Origin of the sequence: Acidovorax sp. Leaf78 (assembly GCF_001422735.1) — a bacterium.
Classification (GTDB): Bacteria; Pseudomonadota; Gammaproteobacteria; order Burkholderiales; family Burkholderiaceae_C; genus Acidovorax.
Map to the genome: position 1 here is coordinate 88714 of NZ_LMLZ01000020.1, position 15631 is coordinate 104344.

Genomic DNA, 15631 nt, shown 5'->3' on the forward strand with positions numbered 1-15631 from the left:
TTCATTCTCGACGGGCGCAACGCCTTCTTCCATGCCGACACCTTCTCCCACCATGCACCTGGGCGCCTTCTTCTTTGGCGTGGGCCACCACCTGGCCGCCTGGCGCCACCCGGACGTGAACCCCGGCGCGGCCAGCTCCATCGCTCAACTGCGTGAATGGGCGCAGATCGCCGAAGCCGCCAAGTTCGACGCCATCTTCTTTGCCGACAACGTGGGCCTGCCCGGCCCGCCCGATGCGGTGCTCGCCAAGAACGCGCTGTGGTACCCGATGGAGCCGCTGCTGGCCCTGTCGGCGCTGTCGCAGGCCACGGAGCGCATCGGCTTGGTGGCCACCGTGTCCACCACCTACTTGCCGCCCTACCACCTGGCGCGCAAGTACGCCACGCTCGACCAGATCAGCGGCGGGCGCGCGGGCTGGAACCTGGTCACGTCGGGCAGCGACTTCGAGGCGCGCAGCTTTGGCCTCGACAAACAGCTCGACCATGCGCACCGGTATGCCCGCGCGCACGAGTACGTGCAGATCGTCAAAGGCCTGTGGGACACCTGGGAAGACGATGCCTTCATCCACGACAAGGCGGCCAACCAGTTCTTCGACTCCGAGCGCCTGCACCGCGTGGCGTTCGACGGCGAGCACTTCAAGGTGCATGGCGGCCTGCAGACGCCGCGCTCGCCGCAGGGCTACCCGGTGCTGGTGCAGGCAGGTTCGTCCAGCGACGGGCAGGACCTTGCGGCGTCCGCCGCCGAAGTAGTCTTTACCGCGCAGCAGACGCCTGAAGCTGCGCGCGCGTTCTACCAGTCGCTCAAGGGCCGCTTGGCGGCGTATGGACGCACGCCGGACCAGCTCAAGATCCTGCCGGGCATCTCGCCCTTCGTGGGGCGCACGCAGCAGGAGGCCCAGGACAAGTTCGACCAACTGCAGGGCCTGATCGACCCGGTGCTGGGCGTGGGGCTGCTGTCCACCTTCCTGGGCAATGCCGACCTGTCCGCCTACCCGGTCGACGGCCCGTTTCCGCAAGATCTGCCCGTTACTCAAGGCTGGCAGAGCCGCCAGGAACTGTTCGCCAAGATGGCGCGCGACGAGGGGCTGAGCATTCGCCAGCTGTACGAAAAAGTGGCCGGCGCGCGGGGCCATTGGACGCTGGTGGGCACGCCCGAGACCATCGCCGACCAGCTGGAGCACTGGTTCACCACCGGCGCGGCCGACGGCTTCAATGTGCTGGCGCCGACGCTGCCCCATGGCCTGAAGGACTTTGCCGAGCTGGTGGTGCCCGAGCTGCAGCGCCGGGGCCTGTTCCGCAAGGACTATGCAGGTACCACCTTGCGTGAGCACCTGGGCCTGTCGCGGCCCGCGCACCCTGCGCGGCGTGCCGGGGCCACGGCATGAGTTCGCCCACCCAAGATATTCCGCACTACGACGCCGTCGTCGTGGGCCTGGGGGCCATGGGCGCAGCCACGCTGTACCAGCTGGCGCGGCGCGGGGCGCGGGTGCTGGGCCTGGACCAGTTCGCACCGCCGCACACCCTGGGCTCGTCACACGGCCAGACCCGCATCACCCGGCTGGCGGTGGGCGAGGGCGACCAGTACGTCCCCCTGGTGCGCCGCTCGCACGAGATCTGGGCTGAACTGGAGGCCGCCACGGGCCAATCCATCTACACCCGCACCCACGGCCTGGTGCTGGGCCCGCGCGAAGGTGCCACCGCCCGCGCGGGCAAGCCCGACGACTTCGTGCGCCGCACCATCGGTATTGCCCAGCGCCACGGCATTGCGCACGAGGTGCTGGACACGGCCGACCTGCGCCGCCGCTACCCGCAGTTCAAGCTGCGCGGCGACGAGTTCGCCTACTGGGAGCGCGATGCAGGCTTCGTGCGGCCCGAGGTGGCCATTGGCGCGTAGCTGCAGGTGGCGCAGGCGCACGGCGCCGAGGTGCACACCCACGAGACGGTGTTGTCCCTTGAGCCGCAGGGCGATGCAACGGTGGTCACCACCACGCGCGGAACCTACCGCGCGGACCAGGTGGTGCTGGCCGCGGGCGCATGGCTGCCGCAGCTGGTGCAGGCGGGCGGGGCGCTGCACAGCGCACCGCTGGCCGGGCAGTTGGGGGTGTACCGCCAGGTGATGTTCTGGTTCGATGTCGGGACTGACACCGCGGCTTTCGGGCCTGCGCAGTTTCCGGTGTTCATCTGGGCGCTGGGGGATGAAGAGGGCAACTCGTTCTACGGCTTTCCCGCCGTGGGCCCTGGCGCGCCGGCTTTGAAAATCGCCACCGCCCAGTACCAGGCCACCACCACGCCCCAGGCGGTGGACCGCACCGTGGCCCCGGCCGAGGCAGACGACATGCTGCGCCGCTACGTGCAGCCCCGGCTGAACGCCAGTCAGGCACGGTGCACGGAGGCCCATGCGTGCCTGTACACCGTCAGCCCGGACCACGGTTTTGTGATCGACCGCCTGCCGGGTTGGCCGGGCGTGCATGTGGCGTCGCCGTGCTCAGGGCACGGCTTCAAGCATTCGGCCGCCATTGGCGAGGTGCTGGCGCTGCGGGTGCTGGGGCTGCCGGAATGGGCGGACCTCTCGACCTTGTCGGCAGGGCGGTTTGCGCCGGCGGGCGCCTGAGCGATACGCACACAGCGCGGCACCCTGCCGAGGACGATGGCTGCCTGCGGATTGCCTAAGGATGTTTAGGTAATTTTGAACGGAGTTTTTATTCGTTTGTGATCGATGGCTGGGCCCGTAGATTCGATGACTATCACCACCGAATTCATTGCCAGGAGCCATTTCATGACCTACGAAACCGCAGACGCCGTGCTGCCCACAGCCCTGGAGCAGGTGCGCCAGGCGTCGGTGGAGCAAGGACTCTCTTACGCCGGCGGTGTGAAGCCCCCGGCCGCCTGGGATCTGGTGCGCGAGGGCCAGGCCCTGCTGGTGGACGTGCGCTCCGCCGAAGAGCGCAAGTTCGTCGGCCATGTGCCCGGCAGCCTGCACGTGGCGTGGGCCACGGGCACGGCGCTGACGCGCAACCCCCGCTTCGTGCGGGAGCTGGAGGCCAAGCTCGCCAAGGACGGCGGCAAGGACGCCGTGGTGCTGCTGCTGTGCCGCAGCGGCAAGCGCTCGGTGCTCGCGGCCGAGGCGGCAGCCGCCGTCGGCTTCCGCCATGTGTTCAATGTGCTCGAAGGCTTCGAGGGCGAGATCGACGACCGCCAGCAGCGCGGCGGCAGTGATGGCTGGCGCTTTCATGGCCTGCCCTGGGTGCAGGACTGAACCGCGCAGCGCACAAGGCACCCATGGCAAATTTCCACATCGAGCAGATCGCCGCTTCGCTGAGCGAGGTGCGCCGCGAATGGCGCGAGGCGCAAAAGAGATCGCAAGAGCCGGGGGGCCGCGAGTTCCCCTCGCGTGACGCGCTGGCCCAGGTGGTCGAGCAGCTCAAGGGCGCGCTTTTTCCCATGCGCCTGGGGCCCTACGACCTGCGCCAGGAGAGCGAGGACTTCTACGTGGCGCACACGCTCGACACCGCGCTGCACACGCTGTTCACGCAGATCAGCCTGGAGCTGACGTACAGCGCCCGCCACGAAGAGCGCGACGCCGACGGCGTGCAGGACCAGGCCCAGCAGGTGGCGCAGGCGTTTGCACAGTCCCTGCCGCAGATCCGACGGCTGCTCGACAGCGACGTGCTGGCCGCCTACCAGGGCGACCCCGCCGCGCGCAGCGTGGACGAGGTGCTGCTGTGCTACCCCGGCGTGCTGGCCATGATCCACCACCGCCTGGCCCACTGCCTGTACCGGCTGGGCCTGCCGCTGCTCGCGCGCATCGTGTCCGAGCTGGCGCACAGCCAGACCGGCATCGACATCCACCCCGGTGCGCAGATCGGCGCTGGCTTCTTCATCGACCACGGCACGGGTGTCGTCATCGGCGAGACCGCCGTCATCGGCCAGCGCGTGCGCCTGTACCAGGCGGTCACGCTGGGCGCCAAGCGCTTTCCCACCGACGCGCAGGGCGTGCTGCAAAAGGGCCTTCCGCGCCACCCGGTGGTCGAGGACGACGTGGTCATCTATGCGGGCGCCACCATCCTCGGGCGCGTCACGCTGGGCAAGGGCGCGGTCATCGGCGGCAATGTCTGGCTCACGCACGACGTGGCGCCCGGCGGCAACGTGACGCAGGCCAGCACCCAGGAGTCGGGGCGCACCCCCCGGCCTGCGGCCGCCGCCGAGGCACTGCCATGACCACCACGCTCATCAAAGGTTTCGGCATCGCGGTGCGCCAGTCGCGCGAAGCGCAGGGTTGGTCGCAGGAGCGGCTGGCCGAGCACTCGGACCTCAACCGCTCTTACGTCGGCGAGGTCGAGCGCGGCCGCGTGATCGCGTCCCTGGTCACCGTCGAGAAGCTCGCGGTGGCTCTGGGCGTGACGCCTTCCACGCTGGTCACGCGCGGCGAGGTGGTGCACACCGCCAACCTGGTGCGCGGCCTTCAGTTGGCGGCTATAGCCTGTTGAAGCCCGGCCGCAGAGCTTTGACACTCAGCGCCGCAGTTTCATCTTTTCCCCATTCAGTTTTCAACCACACGGAGTTCTCACATGTCGGCAACAGTGGGCGGTACCACCGCACTCGGCGATCACGCAGCAAGGCAACTCGCCAACGCGACCAAAACAGTCCCCCAACTGGAGACCATCAGCCCCCGCTGGCTGACGCACCTGCTGCAGTGGGTTCCGGTCGAAGCGGGCATCTACCGCCTCAACAAGGTCAAGAACCCCGAGGCGATCAAGGTCGCATGCACCGCCAAGGAGTCCGAGAACCAGCTGCCGCGCACCTTCGTGGACTATGAAGAAAACCCGCGCGAATATTTCCTCAATGCCGTGAGCACCGTGCTCGACGTGCACACCCGCGTGTCGGACCTGTACAGCAGCCCGCACGACCAGATCAAGGAGCAACTGCGCCTCACGATCGAGACGATCAAGGAAAACCAGGAAAGCGAGCTCATCAACAACCCCGACTACGGCCTGCTGGCACAGGTGACGGAAGAGCAGCGCATCTTCCCGCTCACCGGTGCCCCCACGCCCGACGACCTGGACGAGCTGCTGACCAAGGTCTGGAAGGAACCCGCTTTCTTCCTGGCCCATCCGCTGGCGATTGCTGCCTTCGGCCGCGAAGCCACCCGCCGCGGCACGCCGCCGCCCACGGTGAGCCTGTTCGGCTCGCAGTTCATCACTTGGCGCGGTATCCCGCTGATCCCGTCCGACAAGGTGCCTGTGGCCGACGGCAAAAGCAAGATCCTGCTGCTGCGCGTGGGCGACAAGCGCCAGGGCGTGGTCGGCCTGTTCCAGCCCGGCCTGCCGGGCGAGCAGGGCCCTGGCCTGTCGGTGCGCTTCATGGGCATCAACAACCATGCCATCGCGTCCTACCTGATCTCGCTGTACTGCTCGCTGGCCGTGCTGACCACCGACGCCCTGGCGGTGCTCGATGACGTCGAGATCAACAAGTACCACGACTACCCCGATACCTACAAGTAATCCGCGGTGAGCAATCTTCCATCCACGCCGCAAGGCGCAGTCCCCCACGCGCTGGAAGCGCCGATCAGCCCTGCGCTTTTGGCGCAGATGGCCACAGCGCTTTTCTCGGCCCGGCCGGGCGAGGCACCGGCTTTGCCGGCCGGCCCCGCCGCCGCGCTGCCGTCCACACCACAGGGCGCCGTCCCCGGCTTTGCGCAGGCGCTGTCGCCCGTGCCGGCCGGCGTGCAGGCGCCCGTCAACATCGCGCCGCCAGGCTCGCCGCTGGTCAGCCCTGCGGGGTTCGGGCCCAGCGTGCCGGGCACGCCGATCCCGCCCGGCGTCTTTCCGGGCAGCAACATTGTCCCGGCATCGCCCACGCCCCTGGCGTCGCTGGCGCACCGGGCCCCGGCTTTGCTGCCGCACGCCACGGCGGGCAACGGCCTGCCGGACACGGTGGTCAGTGCACTGCCAGCGTACGAGCCGCGCCTGGGTGGCGCTGCGCTGGGCGTGCCCGAGGCGTCGGGTGCCAACGCCGGTTCGGTAGCGCGGAATGCGCCCACGGGCGGTGCCGCCCAGCCAGCATCGCCGTTCTACTTCCTGGCCGACCGCCACGGGCAGCCGTCCCCCAGCGGGCACCCGGCACCGTCTGCCGGCGCGCCGACGGGCGCGCCCTACGGTACTTCTCCCAACGCACTGGGCGACACCCGCATCAGCGACGAGCTGGCCCGCCAGCCCTTCGCATCGCTGCAAGGTGTGGACCTGCGCAGCGCGCCATCGGCATCGCAAGGCCCGCTGGGCCAGTCCAGTGCCGGTGCCGCGCCTGCGCAGTTCTACTTCACCGATGCGGTGGTGCTGCCCAGCGGCTACGTGACGCCGGCCAAGCCCGCGCCGCACGCCAGCGTGCCGCTGGCGGGGCAGGGCCACCACCCGCCGTTCGATGTGCACGCCATCCGCCGGGACTTCCCGGTGCTGGCCGAGCGCGTGAACGGGCGGCAGCTGGTGTGGTTCGACAACGCGGCCACCACGCACAAGCCCCGGGCGGTCATCGACCGCATCAGCTATTTCTACGAGCACGAGAACTCCAACATCCACCGCGCCGCGCACGAGCTGGCGGCGCGGGCCACCGATGCGTACGAAGGCGCGCGCCAGCGCGTGAAGACCTTCATCAACGCTCCGGATGTGAACGAGGTGATCTTCGTGCGCGGCGCCACCGAGGCCATCAACCTCGTGGCCAAGAGCTGGGGCGCGCAGCATGTGGGCGAGGGCGACGAGATCATCGTCAGCAACCTCGAGCACCACGCCAACATCGTGCCCTGGCAGCAGCTGGCGGCCGCGAAGGGCGCGAAGCTGCGCGTGATTCCGGTGGACGACTCGGGCCAGGTGCTGCTGGATGAATACCAAAAGCTCTTGAACGACCGCACCAAGATCGTCGCGGTCACGCAGGTGTCCAACGCGCTGGGCACCGTGGTGCCGGTCAAGGAGATCGTGGCACTGGCGCACCGCGCAGGGGCCAAGGCCCTGGTCGACGGCGCGCAGTCGGTCTCGCACATGCGGGTGGACGTGCAGGACCTGGATGCGGACTTCTTCGTCTTCTCGGGCCACAAGGTGTTCGGGCCGACCGGCATCGGAGTGGTCTGGGGCAAGCGCTCGGTGCTGGAAGACATGCCCCCGTGGCAGGGCGGCGGCAACATGATCGCCGACGTGACCTTCGAGAAGACGGTGTTCCAGCCCATCCCCAACAAGTTCGAGGCGGGCACCGGCAACATCGCCGACGCAGTGGGCCTGGGCGCTGCCATCGACTACGTCAACCGCGTGGGCATCGAGAACATCGCGCGCTACGAGCACGAGCTGCTGGTGTACGGCATGCAGCAGCTGTCCACCATCCGCGGCGTGCGGCTCATCGGCACGGCGGCGGACAAGGCCAGCGTGATGTCGTTCGTGCTGGCGGGTTACTCCACCGAAGAGGTCGGCAAAGCCTTGAACGAGGAGGGCATTGCCGTGCGCACCGGCCACCACTGCGCGCAGCCCATCCTGCGCCGCTTTGGTGTGGAGACCACGGTGCGGCCGTCGCTGGCGTTCTACAACACCTTCGACGAGATCGACCGCCTGACCACGGTGGTCCGCAGGCTGGCAGCGCAGCGGATCTGACCCAACCGGACCGAAACCCCAACGGGTTCGACCGGGCCTGTCTGCATCGATCCCTCCAGCCTCTGCGGGCGCTCTTGCTGACAAGGCAGAGCGCCTGTTTTTTGGGGGGCCTGCTGTGGGTCTCAAGGTGCCTGGCGGACGAGCCCAAGGCCTTTCCGTGCCGTACTGCCTGCTCCGCAGATACGTCAGGCTCGTGCAGCAATTTGCTATCAATTAAATAGCTAAAAATGCATGTCTATCAAGCGGTAGGCAGGTATTTCATTCGATGGCCTGTGTTATGCGCGCTGCGCGACCGCGCCTCGGCAGGGCGGCGCACTGCTGCCCAGGAAGCGCAGCGCCTGTGCCGGGCGCCCCGGTGGCTATTTCTCCTGCAGCGAAATCGCGCAAGCGGCCCTGATCAAGCGGTCGCGGGGGTTGTCGGCCATGTCTGCAAAGGCCAGGTTGCGGCCATCGCTTTCCACGTAATCGTGGATGCGCATCTGGCCTTGCCACAAGGGGCCGCTGAAAAGGCTGATCGACCGGTGCCAGGCCTTGTTCTCCTTGCAGTCCACCATGGCTGTGGAGTAGTAGGAGCGAAAGGGCTTGCCGTCGAACGCAGTGCGCGCTGTGCCGCGGTTGACCCGCAGCTTGACCAGGCGCATGGACTCGAAGGCCACCGCGCTGGTGGCGTCCACTTCCACGGTGTCCGTGGATGCGTTGCCAGGGTCGCCGACCACGGTGAGCCATGTGGAGCTTTGCGCACCCGCTGTAGCGGAGATGAGCGCGGCAGCGAGCACAACGGATTTCATGGACGGCCTCTTTTGCAAAACGCTATTCAAACACCAAATGGACGCGCCGTGCAGGCATTTGGCACAGGGTCATGAAGGTCCGTCAGAAAACGCCCATCGCCAGCCCCGCCGCCAATGCCCGGCCCAGGGCCTCGCAGCGCGTGAGGTCGGCGGCGTCGATCTGCTTGGCCGCCAGGATGGCCGCCTGCGTCTGCGCGTGGGTGCAGACGATCAGCGGCTCGGCCACGGCTTTCAGGCGCCAGCCGGTAGCGATGCGCGCCACCTGCCGCGCCGCCTGGGTGCCGTCGCTGCCCGCGCAGACCATGCAGGCGTACGGGCGGCCGTTGGCCCGGTCGAGCACTCCGTAGTAGCTGCGGTCAAAAAAGTCCTTGAGCTGCCCGCTCATGGCCGCCAGGTTTTCCGGCGTGGCAAACATTACGCCATCTGCTGCCAGCATGTCTGCAGCACCCGCCTGGCTGGCGTGCAGCAGCCGCACGTGCACACCGGGCTCCTGCGATGCACCCCGGCAAGCCGCCTCGGCCATCTGCTGCGTGCCGCCCGTCATCGAGTGGTAGACGATCAGCAGCGTTTTCAGTGGCGCGGCCGGGTCGTGCGGAGCGGCGGGCGTGGCTGTCGACGCTGATATCGCTGGTGCAGGCATCGCAGGCGAGGGGGTCTTGTCCATGCGGCGAGCATATCGCCGCCTCTGCATTGCACGGCGACGGTCAAGCGAAGTCGAGCGTCTTCATGGCCGCGGTCAGGGTGGCTGCAGATTGTGCGTAGCCGTCCCACGGCGTGTTGCCGGCGGCAAGGCGGGGCGCTATGGTCTGCACCGTCCAGTGCGCGGAGCTGGTCAGGCCGTCCAGCTCGTCCCATGCCACCGGCACGGACACGCCCATGCCGGGCCGCGCACGGGCCGACCAGGCGCACACCGTGGTGGCGCCCCGGCCATTGCGCAGGTAGTCCACGAAGATCTTGCCCACGCGGTTGCGTGGCCCGCTCTTGGCGACGAAGCGCTCCGGTATCGTGCGGGCCAAGTGCTCCACGATGGCCTTGGAGAACGCGCGCACCGTGTCCCAGTCGCGCAGGCGTTTGAGGGGCACCACCACATGCAGCCCCTTGCCGCCGCTGGTCTTGAGGAACGCGGGCAGGCCCAGCTCCTGCAGCAGCACGCGCACCAGCAGAGTGCCTTCCTGCACCTCTTGCCACGACACACCATCGCCCGGGTCCAGGTCGAACGTCATGCGGTCGGGGCGCTCGATGCGGTCCTTCAGTGCGTTCCAGGTGTGGTATTCGATGACGTTCATCTGGGCATAGCTGCGCAGGCCCTGCGCAGACGCGATCTCCATCAGCGGGTCGTGCCCCTCGTCCAGGGCCGGGTCCAGCTGCAGCACGCCCGCCATGCGGTCGCTGTCCTCATGCTTCTGAAAGAACAGCTGCCCCTCGATACCGTCAGGCGCGCGGACCACCGCCACGGGGCGTGACTTCAGATGCTCCAGCATCAGCGGCGCCACCAGCGCGTAGTAGCGCACCATGTCCATCTTGGTGATGCCGGTGGATGCGTCGACGACCCGTTCGCCATGGGTGATGCGGGGCTCGGGCTGCGAGGGTTGCGCGCGCTTCACTGGGGGGCGGGCTGTGGCGGTGCGGGGCATGGCGTGGTTCTCATAGTCAAGAAGGTGGAGCGGGTGCCAAGGCGGAGGTTGCAGCGCAGAGTGCGTGGCCCTTGCGGCACCTGGCATGCGCCTGCCGTGGCGTACGGGCAAGCGCTTTTTGCCTACAGCCGTCGCGCTGGTTCCTGCTGACAATGGGTCCCAAACTCAAGGAGCCTTCATGGAGTCAGTCAACCCACAACAACCCAGCGAAGAAAACGTGTTCGGCACCTCCGATGGCGCGTCTTACTCAGCGGTGCTCTCGCACGGCGATGCAGGGCGGGTCACCATCCAGAGCCTGCTGGTCGACGGCCACAACACGCCCGTGCGCGAGGCCACCTTCGACACCCGGCAGCGGGCCGTTGCGGCGGTCGAGGAATACGCCCGGGGCGACAGAAAGCCCTGACCGCTGCCCGCAGCCGGGCTGCGGTATCGGCCTGCGTGGCCGCTCCATGCGGCCAGCGCGGCGCGCAGAGCCCAGGTCACGCACCATCGCCCGCGTTGCCGGTAATGGGCAGCACCGTGCCGGTGATGTAGCTGGAGCACGACGGCGCTGCCAGAAACACATAGGCGGGCGAGATTTCCTCAGGCTGTGCAGGCCGGCCCATGTGCGTGTCTTCGCCAAACTTGGCAATATCTTCGGGGCGCTTGTCCGCGGGGTTCAGCGGCGTCCACACCGGGCCGGGCGCCACCGCATTCACGCGGATGCCCTTGTCGGCCAGGTTGTGTGCCAAGGCCTTGGTGAACGCATGGATCGCCCCCTTCGTGGCCGAATAGTCCAGCAACTCTTTGCTGCCGCGCAGCCCGGTGACCGAGCCGGTATTGATGATCGCGTCGCCGCGATGCAGGTGCGGCAGGACGGCCTTGGCCATGTGGAAGTAGCCGTAGATGTTGGTGCGGAAGGTCTCGTCGAAACGTTCTTCGGTCAAATCTTCCAGCGAGGCTGCATGCTCCTGAAAGGCCGCGTTGTTCACCAGCACGTTGAGCTTGCCAAAGGCCTTGACCGTCTGCTGGACGGCCTGCTGGCAGTACGCCGCATCGCGCACATCGCCCGGCAGCAGGATGCAGCGCCCGCCCTCTGCCTCCACCAGTTCGCGGGTGCGTTTGGCATCCTCGTGCTCGGACAGGTAGGCAATCGCCACGTCGGCCCCTTCGCGTGCAAACAGCACCGCCACGGCACGTCCGATGCCCGAGTCACCGCCGGTGATGAGCGTGGAAAAACCCTCCAGCTTGCCGCTGCCTTGGTAGTGCGGCGCTTCGAAGCGCGGCTGCAACTGCAGGTCGGCCTCTATGCCGGGTTTCGTCAGGTGTTGCCGGGGCAGCGGGGTGGTGGGCTCTTCGCGGCCCGGGCCTGGGGCGGCTTTCTTCTTGGCTGGCTGACCGGCCTTGGGCTTCGCAGCCTTCTGCTGCTGGTCTTTCGCATCCTGCTCGGCCTGGATCTTCTGCTGCTTCAGCGTGGTGGTGGATGCAGCACCGGCCGTGGACGCAGGCACTGCCGACTTGCGGGCGGTGGCCGGCGACTGCTTGGGTGACGGCGTCAATGAAGATGTGGATGAACGTCGGGCCGCGGATGTTGATGCCGCTGGCGCTGTTGCTGCACGGGCTGATGTTCGTGCTGCTGGAGCGGGCGCAGCAGCCGAGGATGAGGCCGGCTTGCGGCGCGGCGGTGCGGGGCGTTGTGTGCTCATGGATATGTTCAGTGCGTGTGTGTGGTTCGGCAAGGGGCGCGGTGTGCGCAGACCGACGGACCGGCCATCAGCCCAACGGCTTCCACACCGGCGGTTCGGGGTCCGGGAATCGCAGCGGCACGCTGCGGGGCCGGGCCATCGCCTCGCCCTGGCGCATGCGCTTGAGTGTGCGGGGCTTGACGTGGTCGGTCGCGGTACGGTGGGTCTTGGACATGACGGTCTCCCAGAGGGCTGCAGAGGGGCTTCAGAGGTACTTGATGCCTCATTACCCCATCGGACCAGGGCAGGCCGTGTCAGACAGCGTCGGCTTCTCTCATCAGAGTGGATGCGTGCGCAGCATCCAGCGACCTGCGTGGGTGCCGCGTATCACTGGCGGGCGGATGCCGCGCTGTCCTTCGCGTGGCCCAGCATTTCCTTCATCCAGTTCACCAGCATGCCGGTATAGGCCTCGCTCCATTCAGGCCGGGCCAGTGCGTGGTCGGCCTCTGCGATCACCCGGTACGTCATGGATCGGGAGCGCAAGAAGGCTGCGCGGTAGTTCTCCAGCACCGGGTGCGGCACGATGACATCCCGCTCGGATTCCACCAGCAGCACATCGCCTTCGAACTGTGCGCTGGCCGCCAGCGCGCGGTTGGCGTCGGTGGGCAGCTTCATGGCGCGGTAGCGGGCCAGTTCCTGCCGGTCCAGATGCTGCTTGGGCACCAGCCAGTCCTCGTCCTTGTAGAGGGCGGGCGCACGCAGCGCCATCCAGCGCACGGGTCGCAGCGCGCTGAGCACGGTAGCCAGGTAGCCGCCGTAGCTGCTGCCCACCACCGCGACCGACCTGCGGTCCACGGCCGGGTGCCCTGTGAGCACATCGTAGGCGGCCAGCATGTCGTTCAGGTTGTCTTCCCTCGTCACAGTGTCGCGGTGCGCCTTGTCGCGGGCATGGCCGCGCAGGTCGATGGTGAGGCATATGCAGCCCAGCGCCGCAATGGCGTGGGCCCGCGAGAGGTACTGCTCCTGGCTGCCGTCCCAGCCGTGCACCAGCATCACGCCGGGCACCACCGTGTCCGGCGCGACCAGCGTGCCTGCGATGGTGCGGTCGCCCGAGGGGATCTGAATGTCTCTATGCCGTGTCGCCATCGGTATGCACTACGGTGTACTTGGTCAGCGGCCCGACCTCGGGGTCCTCGCCCTGGAAGTAGACGACGGCCGATGCGGGGGGCGGCGCCAAAGGGCCGAACTCTTCGATGCAACTGGCCCGCACCGTGTGCAGGCCGGGGTCGGCATGAAAGGCCTCCAGCGCGGCGATCTCCGCCCCGGTGGCGCCGCCGATGCGCCAGGACTGCTCCAGCACGCCGGAGCTCCATTCGCCTCCGGCATGGATGCCCTGCGCCACGTCGTAGTTGACGCGCGAGGCGTAGAAGCCCGGAAAGCACTGCCGCACTGAGGCGTCGTAGAGCAGTGCCTGGTCCACCGCCTTGCGCACCGGGCCGGGCGGCAGCGTGGCCAGCAGCGCATGGAAGTCGCCGCGCACCACGGTCAGGTCCGACCCGCCGTACGCCACGGCGCCGCGGTTGTCGCGTGTGAGGCGCTGGCGGCCATGGTACGAGGCCAGGATGCCCGCCACGCGCACCTGGCCGACGCTCAGCGTGTCGACGTTCGAGAGGTTGTGCTCCAGCACCACGCCATGCTCGGCAAAGGCGTTGTCGCTCAGCGCCGCCAGGCTCATGGTCAGCTCGCCGATGGCATGCACCACCGACTGCCCGCGCCCGCCAGTCTCCGCCACGGGCTTGATGCGCACGGGCCCCAGGGCCAGCAACCGTTCGCCGGCCTCGACCGCGTCGTGGCGCGTGAAGGCGGTGTAGCCCGCCAGCACGGCCTTCTCAATGGCCTCGGGCAGGGTGTGGCTCCAGCCCAAAGGGGCGGCCGCATCGGGTGCGATCAAGGGGTGGGTGATGGCCTTGGTCGCCACGAAGGCATGGGGCACCACGCCGCCGAACAGGTCGTCCTCGCCGCGCATGTGCAGGTTCAGGGCGGAAGCCTCCACCAGAGTTTCGCTCGGCACCAGGTAGGTGCGCTGGGTCCACAGCGATGGGGCGAGTTCGTCGCTGTATGCACAGCCCTTCAGGTGCGCCACGCGGCGCGCCACGTGTTCGCGGGTCTGGCGCTCGTGCTCGCTGGCATGGCCTTGCAGGCCCAACGTGAAGGGCATGACGACTTCTGCTTCATGCTGCAACGCCGTGGGCTGCTGCACGGAGCGCAAGGGGCCGTCGTGGACGGTCGGGTCGGTCATGCAAGGTCCTTTCCTTTCGGAGGGCCGGCCAGCGGGCCGGCGGCGCCGGTGCCGAAGCACAGACATTCTGAAAGGATCGTATTTTTGGACCGCTCCATTCGGTGTAGGACGGATAAGCAAGCGTGGGACAGCCGCGCCACTCCGGTGTAAGGCCGTGCAACACGCCAAGAACCGATGCACGCAGGGTCTCGTAGCCGGCCTGCAGCGTGCTTTGCCGGCCCTGGAGGTTGTTTGCTATTAAATATATAGCAGCAAAGTGTGGCGTATAAAGCGGTAGGGGCAGTTTGAATGCCCCATCCCTCAATACGTCTCCAGGTGCAGTCGCCCTTCGCGCTTGAGCGCCGCGCCCACCTGGCTCCAGTCCAGCCCGCTGGCGGTGGCGATGTCGCGCAGGGCCATCACCACGCCTTCCTCCATGCTTTGGAGGCCGCACACATAGAAATGGCTGCTGCCATCGCGCAGCAGCGCGGCCAGGTCGGCAGCGCGCTCGCGCATCAGGTCCTGCACGTACCGCCGGGGTTGCCCTGCGGTGCGCGAGAACGCGAGGTTGATGTCGATGAAGTCCTTGGGCAGGCTTTGCAGCGGGCCGAAGTAGGGCAGCTCCTGCTGGGTGCGCGCCCCGAAGAACAGCAGCAGCTTGCCGCCCTCGAACTTGCCGCTGCTGCGCAGCCGGCGGCGCCATTCGGTCATCGCCCGCATCGGTGCGCTGCCGGTGCCGGTGCAGATCATCACGATGTGCGAGCGCGGGTGGTTGGGCATCAGGAACGAGCTGCCGAACGGCCCCACAACCTGCACCTTGTCGCCCACCTGCAGGTCGCACACGTAGTTGGAGGCCACGCCGCGCACGGCGTGGCCGTCGTGGTCGGTGGTCACGCGCTTGACCGTGAGCGCCAGGTTGTTGTAGCCGGGACGCTCGCCGTTGCGCGGGCTGGCAATCGAGTACTGGCGCGCGTGGTGCGCCTTGCCCAGCGCGTCGGTGCCCGGCGGGATGATGCCGATGGACTGCCCCTCCAGCACGGGGAACGGCATGCTGCCGAAGTCGAGCACCACGTGGTGCGTCTCGCTCTCGAAACCCGCTTCGGTGCAGTTGAAGTTGCCCACTACTGTGGCGGTGGTGGGGCTCTTCGGCGGGAACAGGTTGGTGTAGGGGTGCGCGGCCGACCAGGGCGGCACGGTGGCACCGTACTGGGCCGATTGAAACGGCTGGGCCCCGGGCTCTGCCGCGGCGGCGGGCGGCGCAGCCTGCAGCGCGGTGGCCTGTGCCGCCGCGGCCGGTGCGCCCTCGGCCGCCAGCTCCTCGGGCGACAGCTCTGCGGGCAGTTCTTCCCAGGTCAGTTGTTCCTCGATGCTGTAGGCGCGCGCCAGCGGCATGGTGCGCCAGTTGTCGATGGAGCCCGTGGGGCAGGGCGAGATGCAGGCCATGCAGCCGTTGCACACATCGGCCCGCACGACGTAGTTGTTGTCGTCGTGCGTGATGGCGCCCACCGGGCAGGTGGCCTCGCAGGTGTTGCAGCGGATGCAGATCTCGGGGTCGATCAGGTGCTGCTTCAGCATGCCGTTGTCGATCAGCGTGGTGGTATCCATATTTTTCTTCCAGCGAAGCCGCAGAATTCTTGGGC

The 15631-nt window shown here is 67.9% G+C and carries 15 protein-coding genes and 1 pseudogene; 8 read left to right on the forward strand and 8 right to left on the reverse strand.

The window, feature by feature from the left end; all coding sequences use genetic code 11:
• Positions 1-31: 31 nt before the first annotated feature.
• From ASF16_RS12120 to ASF16_RS12150, 7 genes and pseudogenes are all read left to right on the forward strand, one after another.
• Complete coding sequence (locus ASF16_RS12120) at positions 32-1384, forward strand: LLM class flavin-dependent oxidoreductase (RefSeq protein ID WP_056167202.1); 1353 nt, start codon at positions 32-34, stop codon at positions 1382-1384.
• A pseudogene (gene solA / locus ASF16_RS26770) lies at positions 1381-2610 on the forward strand (N-methyl-L-tryptophan oxidase). The gene ASF16_RS12120 and the pseudogene solA overlap by 4 nt, the downstream one beginning before the upstream one ends.
• Positions 2611-2775: 165 nt before the next feature.
• Positions 2776-3255 carry a rhodanese-like domain-containing protein gene (locus ASF16_RS12130; RefSeq protein ID WP_056169053.1) on the forward strand — a complete coding sequence of 160 codons (480 nt, stop codon included), beginning with the start codon at positions 2776-2778 and terminating at the stop codon, positions 3253-3255.
• A gap of 23 nt (positions 3256-3278) precedes the next feature.
• Positions 3279-4217 carry a serine O-acetyltransferase EpsC gene (gene epsC, locus ASF16_RS12135; protein ID WP_056167203.1) on the forward strand — a complete coding sequence of 313 codons (939 nt, stop codon included), beginning with the start codon at positions 3279-3281 and terminating at the stop codon, positions 4215-4217.
• Complete coding sequence (locus tag ASF16_RS12140) at positions 4214-4486, forward strand: helix-turn-helix domain-containing protein (RefSeq protein WP_056167206.1); 273 nt, start codon at positions 4214-4216, stop codon at positions 4484-4486. Before epsC ends, ASF16_RS12140 begins: the two co-directional genes overlap by 4 nt.
• A gap of 81 nt (positions 4487-4567) precedes the next feature.
• A complete protein-coding gene (locus tag ASF16_RS12145) occupies positions 4568-5500 on the forward strand; it encodes a family 2A encapsulin nanocompartment shell protein (RefSeq protein WP_056167209.1) in 933 nt (310 codons plus the stop codon).
• Positions 5501-5506: 6 nt separating this feature from the next.
• Entirely contained in the window at positions 5507-7627 is a 2121-nt protein-coding gene (locus ASF16_RS12150) for a family 2A encapsulin nanocompartment cargo protein cysteine desulfurase (protein ID WP_082516894.1), read from the forward strand.
• Positions 7628-7986: 359 nt separating this feature from the next.
• Here the strand turns inward: ASF16_RS12150 and ASF16_RS12155 are convergent, their stop codons facing one another.
• The 3 genes from ASF16_RS12155 to ligD all read right to left on the reverse strand — a co-directional run bounded on the left by ASF16_RS12155 (position 7987) and on the right by ligD (position 10049).
• Positions 7987-8415, reverse strand: coding sequence for a surface-adhesin E family protein (locus tag ASF16_RS12155; RefSeq protein ID WP_056167211.1), 429 nt, complete (start codon positions 8413-8415; stop codon positions 7987-7989).
• Between the two features lie 82 nt (positions 8416-8497).
• Complete coding sequence (locus tag ASF16_RS12160) at positions 8498-9079, reverse strand: flavodoxin family protein (RefSeq protein ID WP_369817144.1); 582 nt, start codon at positions 9077-9079, stop codon at positions 8498-8500.
• A 40-nt stretch (positions 9080-9119) separates the two neighbouring features.
• Positions 9120-10049 (reverse strand): non-homologous end-joining DNA ligase, encoded by a 930-nt coding sequence (gene ligD / locus ASF16_RS12165; protein WP_369817145.1) that lies wholly within the window; start codon positions 10047-10049, stop codon positions 9120-9122.
• Between the two features lie 178 nt (positions 10050-10227).
• Between ligD and ASF16_RS12170 the strand changes: the two genes are divergently transcribed.
• Positions 10228-10452: a hypothetical protein gene (locus tag ASF16_RS12170; protein ID WP_056167213.1), complete on the forward strand. Its 225-nt coding sequence runs from the start codon at positions 10228-10230 to the stop codon at positions 10450-10452.
• A 76-nt stretch (positions 10453-10528) separates the two neighbouring features.
• Here ASF16_RS12170 and ASF16_RS12175 read toward each other — a convergent pair whose 3' ends face one another.
• The 5 genes from ASF16_RS12175 to boxA all read right to left on the reverse strand — a co-directional run bounded on the left by ASF16_RS12175 (position 10529) and on the right by boxA (position 15596).
• On the reverse strand, positions 10529-11539 hold the full coding sequence (locus ASF16_RS12175; RefSeq protein WP_056169061.1) for an SDR family oxidoreductase: 1011 nt from the start codon (positions 11537-11539) through the stop codon (positions 10529-10531).
• A gap of 262 nt (positions 11540-11801) precedes the next feature.
• Positions 11802-11948, reverse strand: a complete 147-nt coding sequence (locus ASF16_RS26555; protein ID WP_200926897.1) for a hypothetical protein — start codon at positions 11946-11948, stop codon at positions 11802-11804.
• 152 nt (positions 11949-12100) lie between these two features.
• A complete protein-coding gene (locus tag ASF16_RS12180; RefSeq protein ID WP_056167217.1) occupies positions 12101-12859 on the reverse strand; it encodes a S9 family peptidase in 759 nt (252 codons plus the stop codon).
• Positions 12843-14012: a DUF3182 family protein gene (locus tag ASF16_RS12185; protein ID WP_056167220.1), complete on the reverse strand. Its 1170-nt coding sequence runs from the start codon at positions 14010-14012 to the stop codon at positions 12843-12845. Before ASF16_RS12185 ends, ASF16_RS12180 begins: the two co-directional genes overlap by 17 nt.
• A 300-nt stretch (positions 14013-14312) precedes the next feature.
• The gene (gene boxA / locus ASF16_RS12190; RefSeq protein WP_056167223.1) at positions 14313-15596 is read right to left on the reverse strand and encodes a benzoyl-CoA 2,3-epoxidase subunit BoxA; all 1284 of its coding nucleotides are present in this window, start codon (positions 15594-15596) and stop codon (positions 14313-14315) included.
• Positions 15597-15631: the final 35 nt, after the last annotated feature.

Excerpts from the sequence above, each read along its gene's own strand:
- ASF16_RS12120 (WP_056167202.1), top strand. The coding sequence starts at position 32 with ATGCCGACACCTTCTCCCACCATGCACCTGGGCGCCTTCTTCTTTGGC.
- ASF16_RS12130 (WP_056169053.1), top strand. The coding sequence starts at position 2,776 with ATGACCTACGAAACCGCAGACGCCGTGCTGCCCACAGCCCTGGAGCAG.
- epsC (WP_056167203.1), top strand. The coding sequence starts at position 3,279 with ATGGCAAATTTCCACATCGAGCAGATCGCCGCTTCGCTGAGCGAGGTG.
- ASF16_RS12140 (WP_056167206.1), top strand. The coding sequence starts at position 4,214 with ATGACCACCACGCTCATCAAAGGTTTCGGCATCGCGGTGCGCCAGTCG.
- ASF16_RS12145 (WP_056167209.1), top strand. The coding sequence starts at position 4,568 with ATGTCGGCAACAGTGGGCGGTACCACCGCACTCGGCGATCACGCAGCA.
- ASF16_RS12155 (WP_056167211.1), bottom strand. The coding sequence starts at position 8,415 with ATGAAATCCGTTGTGCTCGCTGCCGCGCTCATCTCCGCTACAGCGGGT.
- ASF16_RS12160 (WP_369817144.1), bottom strand. The coding sequence starts at position 9,079 with ATGGACAAGACCCCCTCGCCTGCGATGCCTGCACCAGCGATATCAGCG.
- ligD (WP_369817145.1), bottom strand. The coding sequence starts at position 10,049 with ATGCCCCGCACCGCCACAGCCCGCCCCCCAGTGAAGCGCGCGCAACCC.
- ASF16_RS12170 (WP_056167213.1), top strand. The coding sequence starts at position 10,228 with ATGGAGTCAGTCAACCCACAACAACCCAGCGAAGAAAACGTGTTCGGC.
- ASF16_RS26555 (WP_200926897.1), bottom strand. The coding sequence starts at position 11,948 with ATGTCCAAGACCCACCGTACCGCGACCGACCACGTCAAGCCCCGCACA.
- ASF16_RS12180 (WP_056167217.1), bottom strand. The coding sequence starts at position 12,859 with ATGGCGACACGGCATAGAGACATTCAGATCCCCTCGGGCGACCGCACC.
- ASF16_RS12185 (WP_056167220.1), bottom strand. The coding sequence starts at position 14,012 with ATGACCGACCCGACCGTCCACGACGGCCCCTTGCGCTCCGTGCAGCAG.
- boxA (WP_056167223.1), bottom strand. The coding sequence starts at position 15,596 with ATGGATACCACCACGCTGATCGACAACGGCATGCTGAAGCAGCACCTG.